The sequence below is a fragment of the Ilyobacter polytropus DSM 2926 genome (genome assembly GCF_000165505.1).
Classification (GTDB): Bacteria; Fusobacteriota; Fusobacteriia; order Fusobacteriales; family Fusobacteriaceae; genus Ilyobacter; species Ilyobacter polytropus.
This window is the reverse complement of the sequence record NC_014632.1, coordinates 1,920,908-1,947,103: the sequence shown is the minus strand read 5'-3', so window position 1 is coordinate 1,947,103 and position 26,196 is coordinate 1,920,908. Positions and strand designations below refer to the sequence as shown.

General features: G+C 36.6%; 36 protein-coding genes. All 36 read left to right on the top strand.

The features are described 5' to 3' along the window. Positions 1 to 681, top strand: a complete 681-nt coding sequence (locus tag ILYOP_RS09200; RefSeq protein WP_013388259.1) for a hypothetical protein — start codon at positions 1 to 3, stop codon at positions 679 to 681. Between the two features lie 9 nt (positions 682 to 690). Next, positions 691 to 1,659: a hypothetical protein gene (locus ILYOP_RS09195; protein WP_013388258.1), complete on the top strand. Its 969-nt coding sequence runs from the start codon at positions 691 to 693 to the stop codon at positions 1,657 to 1,659. 23 nt (positions 1,660 to 1,682) lie between these two features. Next, the gene (gene pilM, locus ILYOP_RS09190) at positions 1,683 to 2,765 is read left to right on the top strand and encodes a pilus assembly protein PilM (protein WP_013388257.1); all 1,083 of its coding nucleotides are present in this window, start codon (positions 1,683 to 1,685) and stop codon (positions 2,763 to 2,765) included. 2 nt (positions 2,766 to 2,767) lie between these two features. Continuing rightward, positions 2,768 to 3,346, top strand: a complete 579-nt coding sequence (locus tag ILYOP_RS09185; RefSeq protein WP_013388256.1) for a PilN domain-containing protein — start codon at positions 2,768 to 2,770, stop codon at positions 3,344 to 3,346. A 6-nt stretch (positions 3,347 to 3,352) separates the two neighbouring features. Continuing rightward, the gene (locus ILYOP_RS09180; RefSeq protein WP_013388255.1) at positions 3,353 to 4,039 is read left to right on the top strand and encodes a hypothetical protein; all 687 of its coding nucleotides are present in this window, start codon (positions 3,353 to 3,355) and stop codon (positions 4,037 to 4,039) included. Further along, complete coding sequence (locus tag ILYOP_RS09175) at positions 4,032 to 4,478, top strand: hypothetical protein (RefSeq protein ID WP_013388254.1); 447 nt, start codon at positions 4,032 to 4,034, stop codon at positions 4,476 to 4,478. The genes ILYOP_RS09180 and ILYOP_RS09175 overlap by 8 nt, the downstream gene beginning before the upstream one ends. A gap of 4 nt (positions 4,479 to 4,482) precedes the next feature. After that, on the top strand, positions 4,483 to 6,267 hold the full coding sequence (locus tag ILYOP_RS09170) for a type II and III secretion system protein (RefSeq protein WP_013388253.1): 1,785 nt from the start codon (positions 4,483 to 4,485) through the stop codon (positions 6,265 to 6,267). Positions 6,268 to 6,538: 271 nt separating this feature from the next. After that, positions 6,539 to 7,525: a D-glycero-beta-D-manno-heptose-7-phosphate kinase gene (gene rfaE1, locus ILYOP_RS09165; protein WP_013388252.1), complete on the top strand. Its 987-nt coding sequence runs from the start codon at positions 6,539 to 6,541 to the stop codon at positions 7,523 to 7,525. Positions 7,526 to 7,586: 61 nt separating this feature from the next. Continuing rightward, positions 7,587 to 8,066, top strand: a complete 480-nt coding sequence (gene ispF, locus ILYOP_RS09160; RefSeq protein ID WP_013388251.1) for a 2-C-methyl-D-erythritol 2,4-cyclodiphosphate synthase — start codon at positions 7,587 to 7,589, stop codon at positions 8,064 to 8,066. 115 nt (positions 8,067 to 8,181) lie between these two features. Next, positions 8,182 to 9,933: an O-antigen ligase family protein gene (locus ILYOP_RS09155; RefSeq protein ID WP_013388250.1), complete on the top strand. Its 1,752-nt coding sequence runs from the start codon at positions 8,182 to 8,184 to the stop codon at positions 9,931 to 9,933. A gap of 142 nt (positions 9,934 to 10,075) precedes the next feature. After that, complete coding sequence (locus ILYOP_RS09150) at positions 10,076 to 11,974, top strand: ABC-F family ATP-binding cassette domain-containing protein (protein WP_013388249.1); 1,899 nt, start codon at positions 10,076 to 10,078, stop codon at positions 11,972 to 11,974. Between the two features lie 216 nt (positions 11,975 to 12,190). Further along, positions 12,191 to 12,559 carry a 30S ribosomal protein S12 gene (gene rpsL / locus ILYOP_RS09145; RefSeq protein WP_013388248.1) on the top strand — a complete coding sequence of 123 codons (369 nt, stop codon included), beginning with the start codon at positions 12,191 to 12,193 and terminating at the stop codon, positions 12,557 to 12,559. Between the two features lie 22 nt (positions 12,560 to 12,581). Further along, on the top strand, positions 12,582 to 13,052 hold the full coding sequence (gene rpsG, locus ILYOP_RS09140) for a 30S ribosomal protein S7 (protein ID WP_013388247.1): 471 nt from the start codon (positions 12,582 to 12,584) through the stop codon (positions 13,050 to 13,052). 43 nt (positions 13,053 to 13,095) lie between these two features. Beyond that, on the top strand, positions 13,096 to 15,177 hold the full coding sequence (gene fusA / locus ILYOP_RS09135; protein ID WP_013388246.1) for an elongation factor G: 2,082 nt from the start codon (positions 13,096 to 13,098) through the stop codon (positions 15,175 to 15,177). Between the two features lie 107 nt (positions 15,178 to 15,284). Further along, positions 15,285 to 16,469 (top strand): elongation factor Tu, encoded by a 1,185-nt coding sequence (gene tuf / locus ILYOP_RS09130; RefSeq protein WP_013387933.1) that lies wholly within the window; start codon positions 15,285 to 15,287, stop codon positions 16,467 to 16,469. 217 nt (positions 16,470 to 16,686) lie between these two features. Further along, positions 16,687 to 16,998 carry a 30S ribosomal protein S10 gene (gene rpsJ / locus ILYOP_RS09125; RefSeq protein ID WP_013388245.1) on the top strand — a complete coding sequence of 104 codons (312 nt, stop codon included), beginning with the start codon at positions 16,687 to 16,689 and terminating at the stop codon, positions 16,996 to 16,998. A 188-nt stretch (positions 16,999 to 17,186) separates the two neighbouring features. Continuing rightward, on the top strand, positions 17,187 to 17,813 hold the full coding sequence (gene rplC, locus ILYOP_RS09120; protein ID WP_013388244.1) for a 50S ribosomal protein L3: 627 nt from the start codon (positions 17,187 to 17,189) through the stop codon (positions 17,811 to 17,813). 32 nt (positions 17,814 to 17,845) lie between these two features. Next, positions 17,846 to 18,478 (top strand): 50S ribosomal protein L4, encoded by a 633-nt coding sequence (gene rplD / locus ILYOP_RS09115; RefSeq protein ID WP_013388243.1) that lies wholly within the window; start codon positions 17,846 to 17,848, stop codon positions 18,476 to 18,478. Further along, positions 18,478 to 18,765: a 50S ribosomal protein L23 gene (gene rplW / locus ILYOP_RS09110; protein ID WP_013388242.1), complete on the top strand. Its 288-nt coding sequence runs from the start codon at positions 18,478 to 18,480 to the stop codon at positions 18,763 to 18,765. The genes rplD and rplW overlap by 1 nt, the downstream gene beginning before the upstream one ends. 85 nt (positions 18,766 to 18,850) lie before the next feature. Beyond that, complete coding sequence (gene rplB / locus ILYOP_RS09105) at positions 18,851 to 19,681, top strand: 50S ribosomal protein L2 (protein ID WP_013388241.1); 831 nt, start codon at positions 18,851 to 18,853, stop codon at positions 19,679 to 19,681. A 26-nt stretch (positions 19,682 to 19,707) separates the two neighbouring features. Further along, positions 19,708 to 19,989, top strand: a complete 282-nt coding sequence (rpsS, locus tag ILYOP_RS09100) for a 30S ribosomal protein S19 (protein WP_013388240.1) — start codon at positions 19,708 to 19,710, stop codon at positions 19,987 to 19,989. A 43-nt stretch (positions 19,990 to 20,032) separates the two neighbouring features. Further along, positions 20,033 to 20,365: a 50S ribosomal protein L22 gene (gene rplV / locus ILYOP_RS09095; RefSeq protein WP_013388239.1), complete on the top strand. Its 333-nt coding sequence runs from the start codon at positions 20,033 to 20,035 to the stop codon at positions 20,363 to 20,365. 17 nt (positions 20,366 to 20,382) lie between these two features. Further along, positions 20,383 to 21,039, top strand: coding sequence for a 30S ribosomal protein S3 (rpsC, locus tag ILYOP_RS09090; RefSeq protein ID WP_013388238.1), 657 nt, complete (start codon positions 20,383 to 20,385; stop codon positions 21,037 to 21,039). A 2-nt stretch (positions 21,040 to 21,041) separates the two neighbouring features. Further along, complete coding sequence (rplP, locus tag ILYOP_RS09085) at positions 21,042 to 21,473, top strand: 50S ribosomal protein L16 (RefSeq protein WP_013388237.1); 432 nt, start codon at positions 21,042 to 21,044, stop codon at positions 21,471 to 21,473. Continuing rightward, on the top strand, positions 21,463 to 21,645 hold the full coding sequence (gene rpmC / locus ILYOP_RS09080; protein WP_013388236.1) for a 50S ribosomal protein L29: 183 nt from the start codon (positions 21,463 to 21,465) through the stop codon (positions 21,643 to 21,645). Before rplP ends, rpmC begins: the two co-directional genes overlap by 11 nt. 40 nt (positions 21,646 to 21,685) lie before the next feature. Then, positions 21,686 to 21,937 carry a 30S ribosomal protein S17 gene (gene rpsQ, locus ILYOP_RS09075; protein ID WP_013388235.1) on the top strand — a complete coding sequence of 84 codons (252 nt, stop codon included), beginning with the start codon at positions 21,686 to 21,688 and terminating at the stop codon, positions 21,935 to 21,937. A 30-nt stretch (positions 21,938 to 21,967) separates the two neighbouring features. After that, complete coding sequence (rplN, locus tag ILYOP_RS09070; protein ID WP_013388234.1) at positions 21,968 to 22,336, top strand: 50S ribosomal protein L14; 369 nt, start codon at positions 21,968 to 21,970, stop codon at positions 22,334 to 22,336. A 21-nt stretch (positions 22,337 to 22,357) separates the two neighbouring features. Further along, positions 22,358 to 22,699 carry a 50S ribosomal protein L24 gene (rplX, locus tag ILYOP_RS09065; RefSeq protein ID WP_013388233.1) on the top strand — a complete coding sequence of 114 codons (342 nt, stop codon included), beginning with the start codon at positions 22,358 to 22,360 and terminating at the stop codon, positions 22,697 to 22,699. An 18-nt stretch (positions 22,700 to 22,717) separates the two neighbouring features. After that, a complete protein-coding gene (rplE, locus tag ILYOP_RS09060) occupies positions 22,718 to 23,269 on the top strand; it encodes a 50S ribosomal protein L5 (RefSeq protein ID WP_013388232.1) in 552 nt (183 codons plus the stop codon). Positions 23,270 to 23,290: 21 nt separating this feature from the next. Then, the gene (gene rpsN / locus ILYOP_RS09055; protein ID WP_013388231.1) at positions 23,291 to 23,578 is read left to right on the top strand and encodes a 30S ribosomal protein S14; all 288 of its coding nucleotides are present in this window, start codon (positions 23,291 to 23,293) and stop codon (positions 23,576 to 23,578) included. Positions 23,579 to 23,603: 25 nt separating this feature from the next. Continuing rightward, the gene (rpsH, locus tag ILYOP_RS09050; RefSeq protein WP_013388230.1) at positions 23,604 to 23,999 is read left to right on the top strand and encodes a 30S ribosomal protein S8; all 396 of its coding nucleotides are present in this window, start codon (positions 23,604 to 23,606) and stop codon (positions 23,997 to 23,999) included. Positions 24,000 to 24,024: 25 nt separating this feature from the next. Beyond that, complete coding sequence (gene rplF, locus ILYOP_RS09045) at positions 24,025 to 24,561, top strand: 50S ribosomal protein L6 (RefSeq protein WP_013388229.1); 537 nt, start codon at positions 24,025 to 24,027, stop codon at positions 24,559 to 24,561. Positions 24,562 to 24,590: 29 nt separating this feature from the next. After that, positions 24,591 to 24,959 carry a 50S ribosomal protein L18 gene (gene rplR, locus ILYOP_RS09040; RefSeq protein WP_013388228.1) on the top strand — a complete coding sequence of 123 codons (369 nt, stop codon included), beginning with the start codon at positions 24,591 to 24,593 and terminating at the stop codon, positions 24,957 to 24,959. 24 nt (positions 24,960 to 24,983) lie between these two features. After that, positions 24,984 to 25,487 carry a 30S ribosomal protein S5 gene (gene rpsE, locus ILYOP_RS09035; protein ID WP_013388227.1) on the top strand — a complete coding sequence of 168 codons (504 nt, stop codon included), beginning with the start codon at positions 24,984 to 24,986 and terminating at the stop codon, positions 25,485 to 25,487. 12 nt (positions 25,488 to 25,499) lie between these two features. Further along, a complete protein-coding gene (gene rpmD / locus ILYOP_RS09030; RefSeq protein ID WP_013388226.1) occupies positions 25,500 to 25,679 on the top strand; it encodes a 50S ribosomal protein L30 in 180 nt (59 codons plus the stop codon). 7 nt (positions 25,680 to 25,686) lie between these two features. Continuing rightward, positions 25,687 to 26,166, top strand: a complete 480-nt coding sequence (gene rplO / locus ILYOP_RS09025; protein WP_013388225.1) for a 50S ribosomal protein L15 — start codon at positions 25,687 to 25,689, stop codon at positions 26,164 to 26,166. The last annotated feature ends 30 nt before the right edge of the window (positions 26,167 to 26,196 follow it).

Below are 26,196 nucleotides of genomic sequence, written 5' to 3'. Positions count from 1 at the left end.
TTGAAAAAAGGACTCAGCGTAATAGAGAGTATAGTGGCAGTGGCAATACTTGCCATAGTCATGCTCATGATGTCTCCCATGGTGAAAAACTACGGTATGGTTTATGACAGGATAAATCTTCAGAACAGGATCGATTATGAGTTTGGTAAGATTTTGGAAATAATAAAACGTAAGGTTAGGGCCTCTAGAATTGACGACAACTACGTTGTAGATTCATCTGGGACAAATGCAGAGGCTGTACAGGTTTTGACTGCCTATACTGGTATATATGATGAAATAGTGTCAGAGCTTAAACTTCTAGTTCCGAATGAAGACAATGACCCTGATGAAAACTATATCGCCTTTAGGATTATAGAAGACAGCTCTACTGACAGTGACGGAGACGGTATCAATGACAGGAGTCTGGTGTATGTAACCAATCCAGGAGAGAACTCGTATATATCATCGGAAAGCGAATCCAAAACAGTTCTTATAGATTATATAGATGATCTGGATTATGACGGAGACGGAACAGATGACCATGAATATTTTGAATACAAGGAAGGGGTAGTTCTTATATACCTAGACCTTGATATAGACAGGATGACTGGTGAGAGTATAGAGGGAAAAAGAGATATTTTGGATAAAATAAGAGATGCGGCAGTAACCAGAATAAATATAGATATGTCAGATAATTTTTAGGAGGGGGCTATGAAGAAGAAAGGTTCGGCAATAGTGCTGGCAGTACTGCTTTTGTCCTTCTTTACGGCGATATCCCTTGCTGTATTCTATCTGGGAGGGAAAAAAGGAGAGAGAGCTTATCTTAAGGTTATAGGGGAAGAAGTTTCAAATGATGTAGACATGGGATCTTCTATAGCATACTATGATGCCTATGTATCAGAGCAGTTTGTGAGAAAAGGTAAAGTTTATGACTACTCCCTTCATGACAGGGGGGATGATAAGGATGTGTATCCTGCTGTAAGCACGATGGCAGTAAGTTCAATGTCTTCGGTGGATACCATGAATTATGTTAACGGCTCAACACCTAAATCAGGATACTATTATTTAGGGATAAGACTTGGAAGTTATATAAATTATTTTGCATCTAACTGGGATTATAGACTAGGTACTACGGCTAATAAATACTATCCATACATTGCAATAGACACATTCAATAAAACAGTTTCGAGCGATCCTGTTTTGGCCTACAGAAAATGGCAGCAGGAAGATGATGACAAGATAAACAGGTTGTGGGTTTATGACGGGAAATGGGATGATGACTCTAGGGAGGCAATGACTGTAGGTGGTTACAGGTTGGAGACGCTTGAGTTGGTTAAAGATACGGACGGAGTCTTAGGCAGTGGTGACGACGGGGATCCTGTAGCGATATATACACATGGGGTTACGACATCAAAAATAAAAGATGTCCTAAGCTCTGCTATAGGTACAGATTACGGCTCTTCATGGCTTGTAAGGGCTACTTATGTGAAGAGAATACGTATTGACGGAGGTACTAGTGCCACAGGCACTGCTATAGGAACTGCATACTTTAAAATGAAGGCAGTGCATAAGGCTATAATAAAGTTTAGTGATTCAGATGGTGATACAAATCTAGATTTTGAAGGTCTTTATGCAGACAGTGGAGAGGTTATAGAGGAATTGATCATAGAGAAGATGTAAAAAGGTATAGAGGAGGGGGAAGCATGAAAGAGAAGTTTATGAGGGCGAGAGAAAGGTTGGATAATCTAATCAAAGAAAAGTCTAGAGGAAGTATAGACATAGGTAGCCGGGGAATAAAAGCTTTAAGTGTAAAAGGCGGCATAGTGGGAGATGTGCTGGTAGAAAAATTTAATCAAAATGAGGATAAAGAAACACAGATAAATGAAATTTTGTCTGTGATGATAGAAAGACTTGGGTTCAAGGGTCATGGAGTTTCACTATCCTTACCTAGTCAGAAATTCCAGGTGAAATTTATAAGAATCGGCCAGGAGAATATGGAAAACCGAGATGAATTCATTTCAGAAGAAATGGAAGAGATGATACCTGGATATTCAGAGTATGAGTATCTAACAGAAAAAATCACCATCAATCTAGACGAATACAGTGAAGAGGTTCTCTGTGTAACTATAAAAAGAGAGGAGATAGACTATCTTCTCAATTTCTTGGAGAGTCTGAGGGTAAAAGTATTGAGAATAGTTCCTGATTTCGTTTCTATATTTATGCTTTTAGAGAGAATAGAATCAAATGAAGATAGAGAAGAAAATGTCAATAGTTACAGAATGGTAGTGGATGTAGGGCATGAATCTACAAAGATATACGCTTTGAATAACAGCGTTATGAATTTTTACAGATTTATTCTCATGGGAGGAAATGAGTTTACAGATATTATAAAAAATTATAAGGGAATAAACTTTGAAAAAGCTGAGGAAAAAATAATAGAGTTGGAACTCCATGAGCAAGACCAGGAGATATTGGAGGTTTCTGAAAAATCTATGATGGATGAACTGACAGAGGCATTTAAAGAGCTGGAGAGTCAGATAAGACTTTCTTATGAGTACTACTTTAGAGAAAGATCTTCTAGTATAGTAGAAGAATTAGTATTTGTAGGAGGAGGTTCTCTTTTAAGGGGACTGAGGGACTATGTAAAAAAATCTCTTGAACTAGAGGTTATGCCATTTGAGCTAGACAGTATAACATCAAAAGAGGAGAACAGAAGCAAATTAGAGCCTTATCAATTTGAAGAGATAGCTGTGCTCCTTGGGAATGTTATGGATGAGGTGGTTTAGTTATGAATATGAATATGAGAGATATAAATTTTTTGACACCGGAATATAAAGAGAAGTTAGGGGTATCACAAAACCTTAAAAAAGCTGTTTTAATCGCTGGAGTTTTCTTTTTGATAAATGGAGCTATTTTCTTTGGAATCCACATGAAACAAAAGAATCTTGAAAAAAATATCCATGAGACAAAGAGAGAGATAGCATTTAACCAGGAAGAGATAAAAAAACTAGAGGTAGAGATAGGTAAGATACCTGATTTGACAGATAAAATAGAGATTATAGAAGAGATTTTTTCTGACAAAAAGACAAGAATATCAGAGGTTTTATACACTATTCAGACTCTTGCTCCTGAAAATATATGGGTAGATACTATGCATCATGAAGGCGGAAATGTCAGGATCAAAGGGATATCATACCTAAATTCTGAAATGACACCAGAACAAAATCTTTATGATTTTGAAGATAAACTTATTGAAAGTGGAGATTTTTCTCAGGTTAAACACGATTATTTAAAGATAGAAGAGAGAGATGGAAACAAGGTTATGGCTTTTGAATTTAGCCTTGTGATCTCTGATGAAGAGGAGTGATGGTCTATGGATGTCTTTGGTAAAGAGCTAAATATAGAGATGGATTATAAGAACAAAATAAAATTAATCTATCTAATGACCTTGATTGCAATAGTCATCATGATCATCTTTATGGTCATTAGTCCTATTAATAAGCTTAAAGATAGTAAAAAAGTCTATGAGAAAGAACAGGCTAACTTAGTCAAAGTAAAGGATAAATTTATAGCGACACAGAAAAGACAGGAAGACGTGGAGGCGGAGTTTGAAAAACAAAAAGAGAAATACGCTATATTAAAGATACAGTTTGAGAAAGCAGCTCATCAAAATAACGCTACCTTTAAAAGAGAGATACAGGATCTTATGGATTATCTAGGTATCGGGCTTTCATCTATAGGGTCTCCTGAGATAGCTCCGAAGAAACAAAAGCCAGTGAGTGAAGAAGAGGCAGAAGGCAAGAAAAAAGGCAAAGTAGAGGAGCCTTTAAAAGATGATGAATTAAAATACGAGAAAAAATATTTTGCATACAATATAAGTGGTCCTGCTCCTGAAGTATCAACATTATTTTACTATTTAGAAAATTCAAAACGACTTATAACGTTAAGAGACGGAGCAACTAACATAACTAAAAGCGGCCAGGATGATTTAAATGCCACTTTTAAGATAGGAACTTATTTTTTCCAAAACGATGAAGAGGAGGGGGAGAAAAATGAATAAGAAGTTGATTGTGTTTTTGTTTGTGTTTGTCTCCCTTGGAGCTCTTGCTGAAGAAGAGGTTATAGAAACTGTACTCAGTGATAAAAATCCTCTGAAAGAGATGATGACGGACCAAAATTTTGATGAGGGAATGAAAAGGTTTATAGATGCAAAAAGCAGTATGTTTGACAATAAGCTCACAGATGCGGCAGAACAGAGGAAAAAATTGGAGAGTAGATTTACAGATCTGATACTGCTAGTACAAAAGAACGGAGCTTGGAACGGAACATTTTACTACAAGGATAAAGATAATAAAGTAAGGAGAAACACCGTAAGGGGAAGAGAGATAATGAGAATAGACGGTGACGGATATTTTGTCCATGCCCTTGCAAATGGACTAAGGGTTACAGACTTAAAAACAGGGACATCGATCTTATTAGAAAAGAGGAGTAGGTGGTAGAATTATGAAGAGGAGAGAGTTTTTATTGACAATAATGATGTTTTTTCTAGTAACCAGCTTTGCTTATTCAGATGCTAGACTAGATGCCAGGCTTTCTAGAGTAAGATACAGCAAAGAGATGGATTTTAAAAATGTAATGTTGCCAGATGCTTTGAGCATTTTGTCTAAGACAAGTGGAGTAACAGTAGTGGGAGACAGCTCTACAACAGGAGTAGTTCTTGATCTTTATCTTGGGAAAAATAAAACTTTAAAAGAGATAATAGATACTCTGAAAGTTACAAATAATCTCAAGATGAAAGTTGTGGGAGATGTAGTGGTACTCTCTAAGATGACAGGTGATATGACAGGGGATAATACCCTTGTAGGGACAATAAAATCAAGTGGGTATGAAGAAGGGCTTGACGGTGTTAAAGTAACCCTTTTAAACAGCGGTCTAAATCCAATTTATACTCAGTTTAACGGAATATTTATAATGGAAAATGTAAATCCAGGTGTTTATATCCTGAAGGCCGAGAAAAACGGCTATGAAACAGAAGGTGAACTCTTTGAAGTAAAAGGAGGACAAAATAATTTCCTAGAAATAAGCCTCGACAAGATTTACAAAGAGGGAGAAGTTAAAGAAGGGACGGCAGATTATCAAAAAGGACCTAACGACAGAATGTTGGGATCAATAAGAGATGACTCTGGCTCAGAACTCATGACTACAAGGGTAACTCTCAGACACGCTTTGCCTGATGACGTGAAAACAGTAGTGGAATCAGCTATGAGAGAGGTAGAGGTATCTTCTTTTCCTAAATTGAATATGATAATATTAAAAGGAACATCATCTAATATCCTACCTGCAAAAAAACTTATAGAGGATTTGGATCTTCCTCAGAAACAGGTTAGGATAACAGCTCAGGTATTAGATGTTAAAGACAACCTTTTTGAAACTTTAGGTTTTGACTGGGCTTATGACTCTAATGGTACTAGTACGTATACAGATGGAACTTCAGGAACTTTTCTCGGTACAAGTACTGATGTAGGGATAGGTACAGGTTATTCATCTGCTATAGAGTTTGCTCAAAGCTTTAACGGTGGCGATGATGTCCTAGGAGTTTCTATTAATATGCTTCAGTCTGACCAGGATATGATCATAAGTGCAGTACCTTCAGTAGTTGTTCTGAATGGAGAAGAGGCTGAGTTTAGCACTACTGAAGAGGTAATAGTAGGTTATGAAGAGGAAGAGGATGACGATGGTAATACTACGACTACTCCGATGTTTGAAGAAGCCGGTTTAGTGTTTAATGTAAAACCTATAATAAGAACCGGAGCAGACGGAGGGGATACAATACTTTTAACATTGAGCACAGAGGTCAGCAACTTTAACCTTGTTTCAACCAGTGCAGACAGTGATGCAACAACATATAATGAAGACGGAGGTTCAAAAGCTTCGAGAAATATAGATACCACTGTAAGTGTTAAAAGTGGAGAAAGCCTCTTTATAGGAGGTATGAAAAGAGCAGATGTGAGCAATGTGACCAGTAAAATTCCTTTACTTGGAGACCTACCATTTGTAGGATTCCTATTTAGAAACGAAGCTGTTGAAAGTGAATTAAGAGATATATATATAAAGATAAGAGCAGAGATAATAACAGATGAAAACAGAGAGGATCAAATAGATCTTAAGGGATTTAACAGAGCAGAAATTCATACAATGGATAGTGATATTTTAGACCATAGAAATATTTATCCAGCTGTTCCTGAAACACCTCAAATCTTAGGGTCACCTAATATATTTAATGACTAATATTAAAAGCTGAGATTTTATCTCAGCTTTTTTTTGTGTTATAGTTTAATTTTAATTGTTATAAATTATTGAATTTGTCTTGAGATTTTATTTCTTCCACTGAAAAGTACCCAGAAGGCATTTCTTTAAAGAATAAAGTAAAAAAAATTATAGATTTATAAAACTTACTATATAAAGTTAGTTTTTATGTTAGAAGGGTTTATTCTAACTTGTTTTTTTCAATAACAGCGTGTTATAATTACTTGCAAACTATTTTTTGAGGGAGTGAATAATGGTAAATAAGTTGAAATTAACTAAAATCCTCGATAGATTTAAAGAGATAAAAATAGCGGTGATCGGTGATATGATGCTAGATGATTATATAATAGGAAGTGTAGACAGAATATCCCCTGAGGCTCCTGTACCTGTTGTCAATGTAAAAAGCGAAAAATTTGTACTTGGTGGGGCAGCAAATGTGGTGAATAACCTGGCTGACTTGGGGGCAAAGATTTTTTCTTTTGGAATTATAGGAGATGACTCTAACGGAGAGAGGCTAACAAACGAGTTTAGAAGAAAAAACATAAACTCTGACGGAATAGTAAAAGCAGAAGACAGACCCACCATTGTAAAAAGAAGGATAATAGCTCATAATCAACAGCTTCTGAGACTGGACTGGGAAGATAGAAAAGATCTCACAACAGCTCAGGAAGATATGCTTATAAAAAATGTAAAAGAGAATATAAAAGAAATTGATGCTATTATACTTTCTGACTATGACAAGGGAGTTCTTACTAAAAGGGTTGTAAAAGAAATAATAGACCTGGCTAAGGAAAATAATATAATAGTTACTGTAGATCCAAAACCGAAGAATGCAATGAACTATATAGGCGCTACCTCGATGACACCAAACATGAAAGAGGCTAGAGAGTGCATGGGAGCTGATCCTATAGGTGATGTAGAAAGACTCGGGAAAGAATTAAAGGAAAAACTTAAGCTTGACAACCTTCTTCTTACAAGAAGTGAAGAAGGTATGAGCCTTTTCCAAGATACAGTGGAAAACATACCGACTTTTGCTAAAGAAGTATATGATGTAACTGGAGCGGGAGATACTGTAATATCTGTATTTACACTTTCTGCAGCAGCAGGTGCCTCTTGGTATGAGGCGGCTAAGATAGCTAACACTGCAGCAGGGGTGGTAGTTGGTAGAATGGGGACATCCACAGTTACAAAAGAAGAAATACTGGAATTTTATGAGAGAATATACCATGAGTGGAAATAAAAAAGAGGCCTCAGAGCCTCTTTTTCAATACTGGGATTAAAGAATAACAGAAGGAGGAACTATGTTAAGGATAGGAAATGGTTATGATGTTCATAGATTTAAAGAAAAGAGAAAGTTAATTTTAGGAGGAATAGAAATACCTCATGAAAAAGGACTAGACGGGCACTCAGATGCAGATGTGCTGGTACATTCTATCATGGACGCTATGCTAGGGGCCTTGGCTCTAGGGGATATAGGTCAGCACTTTCCAGATAATGATGAAAGGTATAGGGGTATATCTAGCATGGTTCTTCTTGGACATGTAAATAAGTTGATAAAAGAAAAGGGGTACAGCATAGTAAACTTAGATTCTATTATAGTAGCTCAAAAACCGAAACTTAAACCATATATAGAAGACATGAGGATAAACATTGCAAAAGAACTGGATATAGACAGAGAATGTGTGAGTGTAAAGGCTACTACAGAGGAAAACCTTGGCTTTACTGGAGAAGAACTTGGGATCAAATCTTATTGTGTTATTCTTCTGGAAAAGCTGGGCTAGGTTTTTAAATTTGAAACTTAATTTATAAAAGAGGTAAAATATTTATCAATTATAAATGTAGGAAAAATAGAGTTTTTTTAGAAGAGTCTGAATAACAAAAATTTTTGGAGGACCTATGAAGAAAAAAATAGAGATTGCTCTACTGACCGCACTGCTGACATTTTTACCATTTTTAGTAAGACTCAAGGTTTTGCCCACCAAACCAGGGACTTTGATGTATCTGACACATCCTCTAGGAGAAGCTATAGGGGATATGTTTCACTATGAAAAATCTAGGGTACTAATAGTTCTGGGTCTATCTATGCTTTTTGTTTTGATTTTAAAAAGAAACCTTAAAAAAACTCATTACTATGTGGGACTTATTATTTATGGATTGGGAGTTGTATTATCTACCTTTTTTTCTCCTTTTCTTCCTATCGCCCTTAGTGGAGGAGGGAACAGATATGAAGGGGTATTTGTATTGCTTTCCTATATAGCGGTTTCGATTTTTGTTATAAATTTTGTACGGGAAAAAAAAGATGTGAAGTATTTCATCTATATATTATTGATGGGAAGTTTTTTTGTTTCTCTTGCAGGAATAACGGAATTTATGGGAATGAGTATTTACAAAATCCCTTTTTTAGCAAAAATTGCAATTCCTCAGGAAGGTCTCTTAGACAAGGTGGCATATCCAGAAGGTTATATTAATATGGCTCAGGTGATAAAATTTTCACCGAAATTTCATAATGTGAAGGCTAGTCTTGGAAATTCAAACTACAGTGGATCTTATGGGGTCATGATCTGCATGTTTGTTTTTCCGCTTATATTAAAATCTAAAGACAAGTTTACAAGATATATTTTCATGTTTTTCTATGCTGCTAATCTAGCTCTGCTTCTAGCAGGGAGGTCTAGAGCGGGTATTTATGCAACTATAGCCTCCTTTATAGTATTTATTGTACTTTGTCGGAAAGAGATCTGGAAGCGAAAAATGTTCCTCTTAGAAATTCCTCTTATCACATTTGCTGTGTTTTTGGCTTTGAACCTCTTATCCTCTGGTGCTGTAGGGGACAATATAGAAAACATTGAAGTAAATAAAAAAGTTAATCTGAGAGAGGTTAAGAGTATAGGAAATACCTTAGAGGTGAGCAGCTATGATAAGAAGCTTGTATTAAAATCTGGCAAAGAAGAGCTGTCTTTTTACAGAGAAAACGGAACTCTAATACCTTCAAATATTGAAAAAAATATGATAAGCCTAGAAGATCCTGAATTTCAGAAGTACTCCTTTGAAAATAAGGAAAATGGAATTTTAGAACTTCAGTATGATGGAATTGAATTTCCTTTGGTGATTCAGAACCAGAAATTCAAGACTATAGGTTGGTCTAGAAAGCCCGAAGAGATAGTCTCTCCAGAGAGGATAGAAAACTGGGACAGATACCAGAGAAAGGCTACTTCAAGGGTCTATATTTGGTCTAGAAGCTTGCCACTGTTAAAGAAGTCTGGATTTCTCGGTTTCGGCCCTGACACCTATCCAATAATCTTTCCACAGAATGATTATTTTGGAAAAATATTATCCTATGGAAACCCCTATATGTTTGTATCCAAGCCTCACAACTTGTACCTGCAGATAGGTATAAACACAGGATGGATCTCCCTTTTTGGTTTTCTCCTTCTGGTGATCTGTTATTGCCTAGACTCCCTGAGGATTTACTTTAACAGCAGCTATGAGGATATATATGAGGTTGTGGGATTGGGATGCAGCCTAGCTGTTATAGGATATCTTATGGCTGGAATGTTTAATGACAGTGCAGTTTCTGTAGCGCCGACATTTTGGGCCATACTGGGTCTCGGAATCTCAATGAATATTAAAATAAGAAAAGGAATAATATAGTTTCAGGGGCGAAAGCCCCTTTTTTAATTGCAGCATAATCGGCTTTAAAAGATTTAGTACAGGTTGCAAAAGCTTGGAACAGATGATAGTTTATGATATAATTTTAAAGAATGAAAAACCTATTAAAAGTTAGGAGAAAAAAATGGCTGTATTGCAGATAAACAACATACACAAAAGTTTTTCAGGGGAAACTCTTCTGAAAAACTTAAGCTTTTCAATAGATGAAAAGGACAAGATTGGTCTGGTGGGCTTAAATGGTGCCGGGAAAACCACCTTGGTGAAAATACTTCTGGAAGAGGAGCACCATGATACGGATGAAGAGACTAAAATTCAGGGTACCATATCAAAAAAAGGCGGACTAAAGATAGGCTATCTCTCACAGAATTTTGATCTGAACAAAGAAAACAGGGTTTTTGATGAGCTCATGTCAGTTTTTTCTCACCTTAAGAAAGATTATGAAAGAATACAGGAACTAAATGAAAGACTGGCTGTGGATATAAATAATTTTGATGAAATAATGGAAGAACTTGCAAGGCTGTCAACAAGGTATGAACAGGAAGAGGGTTACTCAGTAGAGTATAAGGTAAAGCAGATTCTCACAGGGCTGAATTTTCCGGAAAACCTCTGGAAAAATGTCATAGGAGATCTTTCAGGGGGGCAGCAGTCAAGAATAGCTCTGGGAAAAATACTCCTTGAAGAACCTGAGCTTCTTATACTAGATGAGCCTACAAACCACCTTGACTTAAATGCTATAGAGTGGCTTGAGAAGTTTTTGAAAGATTATAATAAGGCTTTTATACTGATATCCCATGACAGATATTTCCTAGATAATGTGATAAATAAGGTTTTTGAGCTTGAGAGAAAAACTATAAATATCTACAGAGGAAACTTTACAGACTATACTATACAGAAGGAAGCCTACCTCACAGGAGCCATAAAATCCTATGAAAAAGAGCAGGATAAAATAAAAAAAACCGAGGAGTTTATAAGACGTTATAAGGCCGGAGTTAAGTCCAAGCAGGCCAGAGGCCGGGAAAAGATTTTAGACAGAATGGAAAAAATGGACGATCCTGTTGTCAGTATCAGGAAAATGAAGCTTAAATTTCAGGTGGAAAACGTCAGCACAGACAGAGTTGTAAAAATCAGAAATCTTTCTAAGAGTTTTGACGGACAGGAGATCTTCCGTGATGTGAACATGGAGGTGTATAGGGGAGACAGAATAGGACTCATCGGTAAAAACGGTGTTGGGAAATCTACTATACTGAGAATAATAAACAGCTTGGAAAATAAAGACAGCGGTGAGATCCTCTGGGGTGAAAGAATAAAAATAGGATATTATGATCAAAAACATGAAGGACTAAATGAAGATGCCACAGTTATAGAGGAACTTCTTAACAATTATCCTCTAAGTGAAGAACAGGCCAGATCCATATGTGGAGGTTTTTTGTTTTCAGAAGATGATGCCTTTAAAAAAATAAAAACTCTAAGTGGTGGAGAAAAAGCGAGAGTTGCTCTGATGAGGCTTATTATGGATAAGCCAAATTTTCTGATCTTAGATGAGCCAACCAACCATCTAGACATATATTCTAGGGAGATACTAGAATCCGCTTTAGAAGAGTATGACGGAACTTTAATTGTGGTTTCCCACGACAGACATTTTTTAGAAAGTGTAGTCAATAAGATATATGAAATTACAAAAGACGGCAGCACTCTTTTTAAGGGAGACTATGAGGCCTATAAGAGTAACTCTGAAGTAAATGAAAAAGATACCCAGGGGAATATTGATTATGAGGAACAGAAAAAAATAAAAAATAGGATAGGATCTTTAGAGAGAAAAGGTCAAAAACTTGAAGAGGGTATAGAGGGGCTAGAATTGGAAAAAAGCATCTTGGAAGAAAGATATCATGAGGCAGGAAAAATAAATAATCTTGAGACATTAATGGATATCCAAAAAGAACTAGATCTAATAGATGATAAAATAACAAAGACTATGGAAGAGTGGGAAGCAGTACAAGAAGAACTATCTGAAATTTCAGAGTAAAAATTAAAACAAAAAATATAGTTGTAAAATAAAAAATATGTTATAATATTTTTTGGACAACAAAAAAGTATCTGGGAAATTATTTTTTGAAGATTATCTATAATTTTTCTCTTAAAACACTGAGTGTTTTTTTGAGTGTTGACTTTTTGAAACAAAGTCAGTATAATGTTCAAGTTATAATTAAATTTTTAATTTAAAATTCGGAAGGAGGGTAAAATGCCTACTTTAAATCAATTAGTAAAAAAAGGAAGAGCGACTTTAGAAGAAGCTAAAAAGTCACCGGCGCTACACGGTAACCCACAAAGAAGAGGAGTTTGTATAAGAGTTTACACAAGTACTCCAAAGAAGCCAAACTCAGCACTTAGAAAGGTTGCAAGAGTAAAGCTTACAAATGGAATCGAGGTTACTACGTATATTCCAGGTGAAGGACACAACTTACAAGAACACTCGATTGTACTTGTAAGAGGTGGAAGAACAAAAGATTTACCAGGGGTAAGATATAAAGTTATCAGAGGAGCTTTAGATACTGCTGGTGTTGCAAACAGAAAAAAATCAAGATCAAAATATGGAGCTAAAAAAGCTTAATTTTCGGGAGGTGAAATAAGATATGTCAAGAAGAAGAGCAGCAGTAAAGAGAGATGTATTACCTGATTCTAGGTATGGAGATAAAGTTGTAACTAAATTTATCAATTCGATAATGTTAGATGGAAAAAAATCACTTGCAGAAACTATCTTTTACGGAGCGATGGACCTAATTAAAGAAAAAACTGGTCAAGAAGGATACGAAGTATTCAAAACAGCTATAGACAACATCAAGCCGCAAGTAGAAGTTAGATCTAGAAGAATAGGTGGAGCTACATACCAAGTACCAGTAGAAGTGAGAATAGAGAGACAACAAACTCTAGCACTTAGATGGTTAACAACATACACAAGACAGAGAAAAGAATACGGTATGATGGAAAAGCTTGCAGCTGAATTAATCGCAGCAGGAAACAATGAAGGTGCAACTGTTAAGAAGAAAGAGGATACTTATAAAATGGCCGAAGCAAACAGAGCTTTCGCACACTATAAGTGGTAATATCTTAATTTAGGATTATATCTTTTAAGGAGGGCAAAACCAGATGGCTAGAAAAGTTTCTTTAGGTATGACAAGAAACATTGGTATCATGGCCCATATCGATGCGGGTAAGACAACCACTACTGAAAGAATCCTGCTTTACACAGGGATAACTCATAGAATTGGTGAAGTACACGATGGTGCGGCTACAATGGACTGGATGGAACAAGAGCAAGAAAGAGGGATCACTATCACTTCTGCGGCAACAACTTGTTTCTGGAGAAATCACAGGATAAATATAATAGACACACCAGGGCACGTGGACTTTACTGTAGAGGTGGAAAGATCTTTAAGAGTTCTTGATGGTTCAGTAGCTGTGTTCTCAGCTGTTGATGGAGTTCAACCTCAATCTGAAACAGTTTGGAGACAGGCAGATAAGTACGAAGTTCCTAGAATGGCTTTCTTCAACAAAATGGATAGAGTCGGTGCAGACTTTGATATGTGTGTAAATGATATCAGAGAAAAATTAGGATCAAATGCAGTTCCTATTCAGCTTCCAATCGGAGCAGAGGAAAATTTTGAAGGGATCATAGATCTTATTCAAATGAAAGAGATCATTTGGCCTTTAGATACTGCAACTGGACAGGATTTTCAAGTTGTAGATATCAGAGCTGAACTGGCTGACAAAGCTGAAGAAGCTAGAAACTTTATGATTGAATCTATAGTTGAAACTGATGATGATCTTATGGAGAAATTCTTCGGTGGAGATGAAATCAGCGAAGATGAGCTTAGAGCTGGTCTTAGAAAAGCAACTATAGCAAATGAAATTGTTCCTGTAACTTGTGGAACAGCATTTAAAAACAAAGGTGTTCAACCTCTAATGGACGCAGTGGTTGATCTTATGCCTTCTCCACTTGATATTGGAGCTATAAAGGGAACTGACGTTAAAAATGATGAAATAGAGATGGAAAGATTGCCTGGAGACGAGCAGCCATTCTCAGCTCTTGCTTTCAAAATTATGACTGACCCTTTTGTAGGGAAACTTGCTTTCTTTAGAGTTTATTCAGGAATCATAGAGAAGGGAACTTCAGTTCTTAACTCGACAAAGGGTAAAAAAGAAAGAGTAGGAAGAATCCTACAAATGCACGCAAACAACAGAGAAGAGTTAAGTGTAGTTTACTGTGGAGATATCGCAGCAGCGGTTGGTCTGAAAGAAACTACCACTGGAGACACTCTATGTGATATGAGTCAACCAATCATACTTGAGAAAATGGAGTTCCCTGAGCCTGTTATCTCAGTAGCGGTTGAGCCTAAGACAAAAGCTGACCAAGAGAAAATGGGAATTGCCCTTGGTAAATTGGCAGAAGAGGATCCTACATTCAGAGTTCAAACTGACGAAGAAACAGGTCAAACTATCATATCTGGAATGGGTGAGCTTCACCTAGAAATCCTTGTGGATAGAATGAAAAGAGAATTCAACGTTGAATCTAGCGTAGGAAAACCTCAAGTTGCATACAGAGAAACAATCACTACTAATATCGACCATGACGTTAAATACGCTAAGCAGTCAGGTGGTAGAGGTCAGTATGGACACGTTAAGATAAAAGTAGAACCAAATCCAGGAAAAGGATTTGAGTTTATCAATAAAGTTACAGGTGGAGCTATCCCTAGAGAATACATCCCTGCAGTGGAAAGAGGATGTAAAGAGGCTCTTGAAAGTGGAGTCGTAGCAGGATACCCAATGGAAGATGTAAAAGTTGAACTTTATGATGGATCATATCATGAAGTCGATTCATCAGAAATGGCATTTAAAATTGCCGGTTCTATGGCAGTTAAGCAGGCTGCTGCTAAATGTAGCCCTGTAATTCTTGAGCCTGTCTTCAAAGTTGAAGTTACTACTCCAGAAGAGTATATGGGAGACCTTATAGGAGATCTTAACTCTAGAAGAGGAATGGTTTCTGGAATGACAGATAGAAATGGAGCTAAAATCATTGATGCAAAAGTACCACTTTCAGAAATGTTTGGTTATGCAACTGATCTTAGATCTAAATCTCAAGGAAGAGCTACTTATGCAATGGAATTTTCTGAATATGCTCAGGTACCTGCTAGCATTCAAAAAAGTATCCAAGAAGCAAGAGGGAAGTAATTCTTTTTTACTTAAAGGACTATATATCCAGAAGGTGCCCACCTAAAAGTGGGTGCCTATTAAGAAATACACAATAATTATTATTTTAATTTTTTAGGAGGATTGAAATGGCTAAGGAAAAATTTTCAAGATCAAAACCCCATGTAAATGTAGGAACAATAGGACACGTTGACCATGGAAAGACAACAACAACTGCAGCAATCTCAAAAGTACTTTCTGACAAAGGATTAGCAAAGAAAGTAGACTTTGCAAACATTGACCAGGCACCAGAAGAGAGAGAAAGAGGAATCACAATCAATACAGCTCATATCGAGTATGAAACAGCAAACAGACACTACGCTCACGTTGACTGTCCAGGCCATGCTGACTATGTAAAGAACATGATCACAGGAGCAGCTCAGATGGATGGAGCTATCCTAGTAGTATCAGCAGCAGACGGACCAATGCCTCAAACAAGAGAGCATATCCTTCTTTCAAGACAGGTAGGAGTACCTTACATCGTAGTATACCTAAACAAAGCAGATATGGTAGATGACGAAGAGTTACTAGAATTAGTAGAGATGGAAGTAAGAGAACTTCTATCAGACTACGGATTCCCAGGAGACGACATTCCTGTAATAGCAGGATCAGCACTAGGAGCTCTTAACGGAGAAGCTCAATGGGTAGCTAAGATCGAAGAACTTATGGATGCAGTAGATTCTTACATTCCATCACCAGAAAGAGCAGTAGATCAGCCATTCCTAATGCCAGTAGAAGATGTTTTCACTATCACAGGTAGAGGAACAGTTGTAACTGGAAGAGTAGAAAGAGGAATAATCAAAGTCGGAGAAGAGATTGAAATAATCGGAATCAAAGACACACAAAAAGCAGTTTGTACAGGAGTAGAGATGTTCAGAAAGCTTCTTGATCAAGGAGAAGCCGGAGATAACATCGGAGCACTACTAAGAGGAATCAAGAAAGAAGACGTAGAAAGAGGACAAGTTCTTGCTAAGCCAGGAACAATCACTCCACATACAGGATTCACATCAGAAGTATATGTACTAACAAAAGAAGAGGGAGGAAGACATACTCCATTCTTTACAGGATACAGACCACAATTCTACTTCAGAACAACAGATATCACAGGAGCAATCAACTTACCAGAAGGAGTAGAGATGGTAATGCCTGGAGATAACGTAGAGATGACAGTAGAACTGATTCACCCAATCGCGATGGAAGAAGGACTAAGATTCGCAATAAGAGAAGGTGGAAGAACAGTAGCTTCTGGAGTAGTTGCTACAATCACTAAATAATAAAATATTAAAATGAAAATTATCGGGGAAGCTCGTGTTTCCCCGATAAAATTTGTTTTGGAGCATTGTTTGAGATAAAAGTTGAAAACTTAATTATTCTTTTCAAAAAAGACTTTGTTATTTTTGGAGAGTGTGATATAATCTCTAAAGTGTGTGAGCAGAGGATGTTTGACATCCCTGACCTATTGATAAATTTTACAGGAGGTGCAAGAGATAGATGGCTTCTAATAAATTAAGAATCTATTTAAAAGCTTATGATCACGCATTGTTGGATCAATCAGCTAAGAGAATTGCTGAAGTTGCTAAAAAGTCTGGGGCGGAAATCGCAGGACCTATGCCACTACCAACAAAGATTAAAAAGTACACAGTACTTAGATCTGTACACGTGAACAAAGATGCTAGAGAGCAGTTCGAAATGAGAGTGCATAAAAGAATGGTAGAGATCAAAAACTCAAGCCAGAAGACAATCTCTTCATTAACAGCGGTTAACTTACCAGCTGGTGTTGGAATCGAAATTAAGCAAGCTTAATTTCTGACGAAAAAGAGCGCGGATCAGCTGATTATCGGGTAATTGGGGTTTTTAAAGACAAAATTCTTTTGAAACTTATAGTTATCCTTACAGAATAATACAAGTTGGCGGTACTTTTTTTAAAAGTTAAGTCGTGGAACCACGAGGAGAAGTTGTCAACCAATATATTATTTGATGGAGGTAAAAGAATGGCAGGAATTTTAGCTAAAAAAATTGGAATGACACAAATTTTCGAAAATGGAAAATTTGTTCCAGTAACAGTTGTAGAGGCGGGTCCTAACTTTGTTCTTCAGAAAAAAACTGAGGAAAAAGACGGGTACACTGCTCTTCAATTAGGATTTGACGAAAAGAAAGAAAAGAACACTACTAAACCAATGATGGGTATCTTTAACAAGGCTGGTGTTAAACCTTTAAGATTTGTTAGAGAGCTCAAGGCTGATTCAGTAGAGGGATATGAATTAGGACAAGAAATCAAAGTTGACATATTAGATGGTGTCGAGTTTGTAGATATCAAAGGAACTTCTAAAGGTAAAGGTACTGCAGGTGTTATGAAAAGACATAACTTCTCAGGAAACAGAGCCACTCACGGGGTTTCTAGAAACCACAGACTTGGAGGTTCTATCGGACAATCATCGTTCCCTTCAAAAGTATTGAAAGGTCTAAAGATGGCTGGAAGATATGGAAACGCTGCAGTAACAGTTCAGAACTTAAAAGTAGTAAAAGTTGATGTAGAAAACAATTTATTACTAATAAAAGGTGCGGTTCCTGGACCGAAGAACGGTTACATTGTAGTGAAGCCAGCTATAAAAAAATAACTGGTTAGTAGATTTGAGGAAGGAGGAAAATGATGGCAGTTTTAAACATATATAACTTAGCAGGAGATCAAACTGGAACTCTTGAAGTTAAAGATACAGTGTTCGGAATCGAGCCAAACAAAGCGGTGCTTCATGAAGTGTTGACTGCTGAACTAGCAGCTGCCAGACAAGGAACTGCTGCTACGAAAACGAGAGCAATGGTTAGAGGTGGAGGAAGAAAGCCTTTCAAACAAAAAGGTACAGGTAGAGCTAGACAAGGTTCTACAAGAGCCCCTCACATGGTAGGTGGAGGAGTTACATTCGGACCTCAGCCTAGATCTTTCGAAAAGAAAGTTAACAAAAAAGTTAGAAAGGTTGCACTTAAGTCAGCTTTATCTGCTAAAGTTGCAGAAGGAAGCATTGTAGTTTTAGATGGCGCTATCGAAGCACCTAAAACAAAGACTATAATGGCTCTGACAAAAGCTTTAGAAGCTAACACGAAGCAACTGTTTGTTGTTAATGATCTTGCTAACGATGCAGATTTCAATTTGTATCTATCAGCTAGAAACCTTGAAAATGCGGTTGTTCTTCAACCAAATGAACTTGGTGTTTACTGGCTTCTTAAGCAAAATAAGGTGATCATAACAAAAGAAGCACTAGCTACTATTGAGGAGGTGCTTGGATAATGACTGTTTATGATATAGTAAAGAAACCAATCATCACAGAAAAAACTGAACTTCTAAGAAGAGAGTTCAACAGATATACATTTGAAGTAACACCTAAAGCAAATAAAATTCAAATCAAAAAAGCTGTGGAAGAAATTTTTAACGTAAAGGTTGAATCTGTAGCTACTCTCAACGTTAAATCTGTTGTGAAAAGACACGGAGCAAAACTTTACAATACACAGGCTAAGAAAAAAGCTGTAGTAAAGCTTGCTGAAGGTAATACAATAACTTACTTTCAAAATGTTTAATCTATAATTTAAGGATTTAGATGAACGGATTAAAGATAATTATAGGTCTAATTATCGAAAATTTTTTTTCGGAGGTTAAAGAGAAATGGCAATCAAAAAAATGAAAGCTATGACTAACGGTACAAGACATATGTCTAAAATTGTCAACAAAGAGTTAGACATGGTAAGACCTGAAAAGTCTTTAACTGTACCTTTAAAATCTGCTTATGGTAGAGATAACTACGGGCACAGAACAGCTAGAAATAGACAAAAAGGACACAAAAGACTTTACAGGCTAATAGATTTCAAAAGAAACAAACTAGATATACCTGCAAGAGTAGCATCTATTGAATATGATCCAAACAGAACAGCTAACATAGCTCTACTATTTTATGCTGATGGAGAAAAGAGATACATACTTGCACCTAAAGGACTAAAGAAGGGTGACGTAGTAATGGCTGGTTCAAACGCTGAAGTTAAGCCAGGAAATGCTATGAAACTTAAGGATATGCCTGTGGGTACACAGATCCATAACCTAGAGCTTCAAATTGGAAGAGGTGGACAGCTAGTAAGATCTGCAGGAACAGCTGCAAGACTTATGGCAAAAGAAGGAACTTACTGTCATGTAGAGCTACCTTCTGGAGAAGTTAGACTTATCCACAAAGAGTGTATGGCTACTATTGGTGAAGTAGGGAACTCTGAACACCAACTAGTTAACATCGGTAAAGCTGGTAGAAACAGACATATGGGTAGAAGACCTCATGTAAGAGGATCTGTAATGAATCCGGTTGATCACCCTCACGGTGGTGGAGAAGGAAGAACACCTGTTGGTAGAAAAGGACCAGTTACTCCTTGGGGTAAACCGACACTTGGATACAAAACTAGAGGAAAGAAATCTTCGGATAAATTTATCGTAAGAAGAAGAAACCAAAAGTAATTTTCGAGAGAGGAGGCTAACACGTAATGGCAAGATCGTTAAAAAAGGGACCTTTCTGTGACCACCACTTAATGAAAAAAGTTGAAGAGGCAATCGCTTCTGAAAATACAAAAGCAGTAATTAAAACTTGGTCAAGAAGATCGACAATATTTCCTAACTTCATCGGTTTGACTTTTGGAGTATATAACGGAAAAAAACATATACCAGTACACGTGACTGAACAGATGGTAGGACATAAAATGGGAGAATTTGCTCCAACAAGAACTTACTATGGTCACGGTGTAGATAGGAAGAAAAAGAAGAAGTAAGTAAAGTTATCAATATATTAGAGAGATAAAGGAGGTGCGACTAGTGGAAGCTAGAGCAACGACCAAATATGTAAGACTATCTCCTCAAAAAGCTAGACTAGTAGCTGACTTAGTGAGAGGTAAATCAGCTTTAGAAGCGTTAGATATATTACAGTTCGCAAACAAAAAAGCTGCGACGGTTATCAAAAAAACATTAGCATCAGCGATTGCTAATGCGACTAATAACTTTGATATGGATGAAGAAAAATTAGTTGTATCTACAATAATGGTAAATCAAGGTCCGGTTCTTAAAAGAATCATGCCAAGAGCTATGGGAAGAGCTGATATAATCAGAAAACCTACAGCACATATTGTAGTAGCAGTATCTGAAAAGTAGTTTAAGGAGGTAAGACTGTGGGACAAAAGGTAGATCCTAGAGGGTTAAGACTTGGAATAACAAGAACTTGGGACTCTAACTGGTATGCAGATAAAAAAGAATATGCTAAGTACTTCCATGAAGATATAACTATCAGAGAAGTTATTAAGAAGACTTATTTTCACGCAGGAGTTTCTAAGATCAGAATAGAAAGAACTTCACCTTCACACGTGGTAGTTTTTATTCATACAGCAAAAGCTGGTATAGTTATCGGAAGAAAAGGTGCGGAAATAGAGTCTCTTAAGAGAAAGTTAGAAAAACTGACTGGAAAGAAGCTTACAATAAAAGTACAAGAAGAGAAAGGGTTCAATACAGATGCAGTTCTTGTTGCTGAAAACATCGCAACTGGAATTGAGAGAAGGGTTGCTTATAAAAGAGCGATCAATCAAGCTGTAATGAGAGCTATGAGAGCAGGAGTTAAAGGTATAAAAATCATGGCTTCTGGAAGACTTAATGGTGCTGAAATAGCAAGAAGCGAATGGGTAGTGGAAGGTAAAGTACCTCTACACACACTAAGAGCTGACATTGACTACGCAACAGCGACAGCACAAACAACTTACGGAGCGCTTGGAATTAAAGTTTGGATCTTCCATGGAGAAGTTCTTCCAAGTAAGAAGGAAGGAGGCGACAAGTAACCATGTTAATGCCTAAAAGAACTAAACACAGAAAAATGTTTAGAGGTAGAATGAAAGGTAAAGCACAAAAAGGTAATACTGTTGCTTTTGGAGATTTTGGACTAATGGCAATGGAGCCTCATTGGATTACTAATAGACAGATTGAATCTTGTAGAGTAGCTATAAACAGAACTTTCAAAAGAGAGGGTACTACTTATATCAGGATATTCCCTGACAAGCCAATTACTGCAAGACCTGCAGGGGTAAGAATGGGTAAAGGTAAAGGAAACGTTGAAGGTTGGGTAGCAGTTGTAAAACCTGGAAGAATTATGTTTGAAGTTGCAGGAGTAACTGAAGAAAAGGCTATGCAGGCATTAAGAAAAGCTACTATGAAACTACCTATCAAATGTAAAATTGTAAAAAGAGAGAATGGTGGTGAAACTAATGAGAGCTAAAGAGATAAAAGAGATATCAACTGAAGACTTAGTTGTTAAATGCAAAGAGCTTAAGGAAGAACTTTTCAACCTAAAGTTCCAACTTTCATTAGGTCAACTTACTAACACTGCTAAAATCAGACAAGTTAGAAGAGACATTGCAAGAATTAAAACTGACTTAAACGAAAGATAATCTCATTGTATAGATAAGTCCTAAGAAGGAGGTTAGAATTTTGAGAAACGATAGAAAAGTTAGAGAAGGTATTGTTGTTTCTGACAAGATGGACAAAACCATCGTTGTTTTAGAAGAGTCAATGAAATTACACCCGATCTACAAGAAGAGAATGAAATCATCAAATAAGTTCAAAGCTCACGATGAAAATAATGTAGCTAAAACTGGTGATAAAGTTAAAATTATGGAAACTAGGCCATTATCTAAAGATAAGAGATGGAGACTAGTTGAGATTATAGAAAAGGCTAAATAATCCCAATTATTGTGAGAGGAGGATATTTTAATGGTACAACAACAAACTATCCTTAATGTTGCTGATAATTCTGGTGCTAAAAAAATAATGGTAATCAGAGTACTAGGTGGTTCTAGAAGAAGATTTGGTAAAATCGGTGACATTGTTGTGGCATCAGTTAAAGAGGCATCACCTGGCGGAAACGTTAAAAAAGGAGATGTAGTAAAAGCGGTTATAGTTAGAACAAGAAAAGAATTAAGAAGAGAAGATGGTTCTTACATCAAGTTTGATGATAATGCTGCAGTTGTATTAAACAACAACTTAGAAGCAAGAGCTACAAGAATCTTTGGCCCAGTTGCAAGAGAGCTAAGAGCTAAAAACTTTATGAAAATAGTTTCCCTTGCACCAGAAGTATTATAATCAGAGAGGAGGCTATCAATCGTGGCTAGACCTAAAATAAAATTCGTACCTAATAAAATGCACGTTAAGACTGGAGACACTGTTTATGTGATTTCAGGAAAAGATAAAGGTAAGACTGGAAAAGTACTACAAGTTTTTACTAAAAAAGGTAAAGTTGTAGTAGAGGGAATAAATGTAGTAACTAAGCATATGAAGCCAACTCCAATGAACCCACAAGGTGGAGTTGTAACTAAACCAGCTCCTATTTTCTCATCAAAAGTTATGCTGTTTGATGAGAAAGCTGGAAAACCTACAAAAACTGGATTTAAATTTGTGGATGGAAAAAAAGTAAGATACTCAAAAGTATCAGGAGAAGTTTTATAAGAAGGGAGGATAACGTAAGTGTCTAAATACGTTTCTAGATATCATAAGTTTTACAATGAAGAAATAGTTACTACTCTTATGAAAGAGTTAGGACTTAAAAATGTAATGGAATGCCCTAAGCTAGAAAAAATCGTAGTTAACATGGGTGTAGGAGAAGCTACTCAAAACTCAAAGCTTATCGACGCAGCCCTAAGTGATCTTACAATTATTTCTGGACAGAAGCCAATAGTTAGAAAAGCTAGAAAGTCTGAAGCAGGATTCAAACTTAGAGAAGATATGCCTATCGGTGTAAAAGTTACTCTAAGAAAAGAAAGAATGTACGACTTTTTAGATAGATTAGTAAACGTAGTGCTTCCAAGGGTTAGAGATTTCGAAGGAGTTTCTGCAAATGCTTTTGACGGAAGAGGAAACTATTCTATAGGTCTTAGAGATCAATTAGTTTTCCCTGAAATCGATTATGATAAAGTTGATAAACTACTTGGAATGTCTATCACTATCGTTTCTTCTTCCAAATCGGATGAAGAAGGAAGAGCATTACTTAAGGCTTTCGGAATGCCTTTTAAAAAGTAATTAGTGAGGAGGTTAAAGTAAATGGCTAAAAAGTCAATGATCGCTAGAGACGTCAAAAGAGCTGAACTTTGCGATAAATACGCTGCTAAAAGAGCAGAATTGAAAAAAAGAGTAAATGACGGTGATATGGAAGCTGCATTTGAGCTTAATAAATTACCAAAAAATGCGTCACCTGTTAGAAAAAGAAACAGATGTCAATTAGACGGTAGACCAAGAGGGTACATGAGAGAATTTGGAATCTCGAGGGTAAAATTTAGACAATTAGCCGGTGCTGGTTTAATCCCTGGTATTAAAAAGTCATCTTGGTAATTGATAGGAAGGAGGATTTTCGTAGATGTATTTAACAGATCCAATCGCTGATATGTTAACAAGAGTAAGAAATGCCAATGCAGTAATGCATGAAAAGGCAGATGTTCCTCACTCGAATGCAAAAGAAAGAATCGCTGAGATTCTTAAAGAAGAAGGATATATTTCTAACTTTAAAGTAATAACTGATGGAAATAAAAAGAATATCAGAGTTTATCTTAGATATTCAGGAAAAGAAAGAATTATTAAAGGAATTAAGAGAATTTCTAAGCCTGGAAGAAGAGTTTACTCTTCTGTAGAGGAAATGCCAAGAGTATTGTCTGGTTTAGGAATCGCCATAGTTTCTACTTCTAAGGGAATTGTCACTGATAAAGTCGCTAGAAGAGAAAACGTAGGTGGAGAAGTACTTGCATTCGTTTGGTAATATAAGCATAGGAGGTGCACAATAAATGTCAAGAGTAGGTAGAAAACCTATTTTAGTGCCTGCTGGTGTTGAAGTTACAGTTAACGAAGACAATCAAGTTGCTGTAAAAGGACCAAAAGGGACTTTAACTAATGAATTTTCAAAAGAAATGACTATAAAAATTGAAAACAATGAAGTCGTTGTAGAAAGACCTAACGATCTTCCACAAATGAGAGCACTCCACGGGACTACAAGAGCCCTTATCAATAACATGATATTAGGAGTAAGCCAAGGCTTCAGAAAAACTCTTAACCTAGTAGGTGTAGGTTACAGAGCAGCAGCAAAAGGAAAAGGACTAGAGTTATCTTTAGGATACTCTCACCCAGTTCTTATCAACGAAGTTAAAGGGATAACATTCACTGTAGAAAAAAATACAGTTATTCATATAGACGGAATTGAGAAACAGGTAGTCGGACAGGTTGCTTCTGAGATCAGATCAAAGAGAGCTCCTGAGCCGTATAAAGGAAAAGGTGTTAAGTACTCGGACGAGGTTGTTAGAAGAAAAGAAGGAAAAAAATCGTAAGGTAGCTTGACAAAAAGGAGGTAAGTCAGTTGTTTAAAAAGGTTGACAGACAAGCTGTAAGAAAAAGAAAACAATTATCTATCAGAAATAAAATTTCTGGTACAGCTGAGAGACCAAGACTTTCTGTATATAGATCTAACGATAACATCTTTGCTCAACTTATCGATGACGTTAACGGAACTACATTAGTAACGGCATCAACAATCGATAAAGAGATCAAATCAGATGTTAAACACGGAGGAAATGTTGAATCTGCTGTGTTAGTAGGGAAAGCTATTGCTGAGAGAGCTACGGCTAAAGGAATAACTAACATTGTATTTGACAGATCTGGATATGTATACACAGGAAGGATTGCTGCTCTTGCTGAAGCTGCAAGAGAAGCAGGTCTGAAATTCTAATTCTTGTAGAGAGGAGGATATCACTTGTCTAAGTTTGTAAATAGAGAAGAAAAACAATTTGAAGAAAAGATACTAACTATATCTAGAGTTTCTAAAACTACAAAAGGTGGAAGAACTATATCTTTCTCAGTTCTAGCTGCGGTTGGAGATGAGAACGGTAAAGTAGGTATAGGACTAGGAAAAGCTAACGGCGTACCTGATGCAATCAAGAAGGCTATAGCTGCGGCAAAAAGAAATATGATCACTGTATCTCTTAAAGGAACTACTATTCCTCATGAAATCATTGGAAAATGGGGAGCTACTTCAATCTGGATGGCTCCAGCTCATGAAGGTACAGGGGTAATAGCAGGTTCTGCTTGTAGAGAAATTCTAGAGTTGGCAGGTCTACACAACATCCTTACAAAGATCAGAGGATCTAGAACTAAGGGGAATGTTGCTAGAGCAACTATAGAAGGTTTAAGAGAGCTTAGAACAGCTGAGCAAATCGCTACTTTAAGAGGTAAAGAAGTAAAGGATATCTTAAGCTAGGAGGTAAGTATAATGGCAAAGCTTAGAATTAAGCTTGTAAAAAGCATGATCGGAAGAAAGCCTAACCATATAGCAACTGTAAAGTCGCTAGGGCTTAAGAAGATAAATAACGTTGTAGAACTAGAAGCAACACCTGATATCGTAGGGAAAGTTCATTTAGTATCTTACCTACTCAATGTAGAGGAGGTGTAACAAAAGAATGAAGTTAAACGAATTAAAGCCTTCTGTACCTAGAAAAGACAGAAAAAGAATCGGAAGAGGAGAGTCTTCTGGTACTGGTAAAACTGGAGGTAAAGGACATAACGGACAAAAGTCAAGATCAGGTTCTTATGTTCATCCTGGATTTGAAGGTGGACAAATGCCTTTAATCAGAAGAGTGCCTAAGAGAGGATTCTCTAACTCACTTTTCAGAAAAGATTATGCAGTTGTTAATCTTGATACATTAAACAGATTCGAAGAAGGATCTGTAGTGACTCCAGAAGCTTTAAAAGAAGCTGGAATCGTTAAAAAAATGATGGCTGGTCTAAAAGTTCTTGGAAAAGGATCTTTAGAGAAAAAACTTACGGTAAAAGCTCACAAAATTTCTGCATCTGCTAAAGAAGCTATCGAAGCTCAAGGTGGAGTAGTAGAAATCATAGAAGTTAAGACTTTTGCTGACATCGCTGGAAACAACAAGTAATAAAAATTCACCATAGTTATGATTTTTAGT

Excerpts from the sequence above, each read along its gene's own strand:
- ILYOP_RS09195 (WP_013388258.1), top strand. The coding sequence starts at position 691 with ATGAAGAAGAAAGGTTCGGCAATAGTGCTGGCAGTACTGCTTTTGTCC.
- pilM (WP_013388257.1), top strand. The coding sequence starts at position 1,683 with ATGAAAGAGAAGTTTATGAGGGCGAGAGAAAGGTTGGATAATCTAATC.
- ILYOP_RS09185 (WP_013388256.1), top strand. The coding sequence starts at position 2,768 with ATGAATATGAATATGAGAGATATAAATTTTTTGACACCGGAATATAAA.
- ILYOP_RS09180 (WP_013388255.1), top strand. The coding sequence starts at position 3,353 with ATGGATGTCTTTGGTAAAGAGCTAAATATAGAGATGGATTATAAGAAC.
- ILYOP_RS09175 (WP_013388254.1), top strand. The coding sequence starts at position 4,032 with ATGAATAAGAAGTTGATTGTGTTTTTGTTTGTGTTTGTCTCCCTTGGA.
- ILYOP_RS09170 (WP_013388253.1), top strand. The coding sequence starts at position 4,483 with ATGAAGAGGAGAGAGTTTTTATTGACAATAATGATGTTTTTTCTAGTA.
- rfaE1 (WP_013388252.1), top strand. The coding sequence starts at position 6,539 with ATGGTAAATAAGTTGAAATTAACTAAAATCCTCGATAGATTTAAAGAG.
- ispF (WP_013388251.1), top strand. The coding sequence starts at position 7,587 with ATGTTAAGGATAGGAAATGGTTATGATGTTCATAGATTTAAAGAAAAG.
- ILYOP_RS09155 (WP_013388250.1), top strand. The coding sequence starts at position 8,182 with ATGAAGAAAAAAATAGAGATTGCTCTACTGACCGCACTGCTGACATTT.
- ILYOP_RS09150 (WP_013388249.1), top strand. The coding sequence starts at position 10,076 with ATGGCTGTATTGCAGATAAACAACATACACAAAAGTTTTTCAGGGGAA.
- rpsL (WP_013388248.1), top strand. The coding sequence starts at position 12,191 with ATGCCTACTTTAAATCAATTAGTAAAAAAAGGAAGAGCGACTTTAGAA.
- rpsG (WP_013388247.1), top strand. The coding sequence starts at position 12,582 with ATGTCAAGAAGAAGAGCAGCAGTAAAGAGAGATGTATTACCTGATTCT.
- fusA (WP_013388246.1), top strand. The coding sequence starts at position 13,096 with ATGGCTAGAAAAGTTTCTTTAGGTATGACAAGAAACATTGGTATCATG.
- tuf (WP_013387933.1), top strand. The coding sequence starts at position 15,285 with ATGGCTAAGGAAAAATTTTCAAGATCAAAACCCCATGTAAATGTAGGA.
- rpsJ (WP_013388245.1), top strand. The coding sequence starts at position 16,687 with ATGGCTTCTAATAAATTAAGAATCTATTTAAAAGCTTATGATCACGCA.
- rplC (WP_013388244.1), top strand. The coding sequence starts at position 17,187 with ATGGCAGGAATTTTAGCTAAAAAAATTGGAATGACACAAATTTTCGAA.
- rplD (WP_013388243.1), top strand. The coding sequence starts at position 17,846 with ATGGCAGTTTTAAACATATATAACTTAGCAGGAGATCAAACTGGAACT.
- rplW (WP_013388242.1), top strand. The coding sequence starts at position 18,478 with ATGACTGTTTATGATATAGTAAAGAAACCAATCATCACAGAAAAAACT.
- rplB (WP_013388241.1), top strand. The coding sequence starts at position 18,851 with ATGGCAATCAAAAAAATGAAAGCTATGACTAACGGTACAAGACATATG.
- rpsS (WP_013388240.1), top strand. The coding sequence starts at position 19,708 with ATGGCAAGATCGTTAAAAAAGGGACCTTTCTGTGACCACCACTTAATG.
- rplP (WP_013388237.1), top strand. The coding sequence starts at position 21,042 with ATGTTAATGCCTAAAAGAACTAAACACAGAAAAATGTTTAGAGGTAGA.
- rpmC (WP_013388236.1), top strand. The coding sequence starts at position 21,463 with ATGAGAGCTAAAGAGATAAAAGAGATATCAACTGAAGACTTAGTTGTT.
- rplN (WP_013388234.1), top strand. The coding sequence starts at position 21,968 with ATGGTACAACAACAAACTATCCTTAATGTTGCTGATAATTCTGGTGCT.
- rpsN (WP_013388231.1), top strand. The coding sequence starts at position 23,291 with ATGGCTAAAAAGTCAATGATCGCTAGAGACGTCAAAAGAGCTGAACTT.
- rpsH (WP_013388230.1), top strand. The coding sequence starts at position 23,604 with ATGTATTTAACAGATCCAATCGCTGATATGTTAACAAGAGTAAGAAAT.
- rplF (WP_013388229.1), top strand. The coding sequence starts at position 24,025 with ATGTCAAGAGTAGGTAGAAAACCTATTTTAGTGCCTGCTGGTGTTGAA.
- rpmD (WP_013388226.1), top strand. The coding sequence starts at position 25,500 with ATGGCAAAGCTTAGAATTAAGCTTGTAAAAAGCATGATCGGAAGAAAG.
- rplO (WP_013388225.1), top strand. The coding sequence starts at position 25,687 with ATGAAGTTAAACGAATTAAAGCCTTCTGTACCTAGAAAAGACAGAAAA.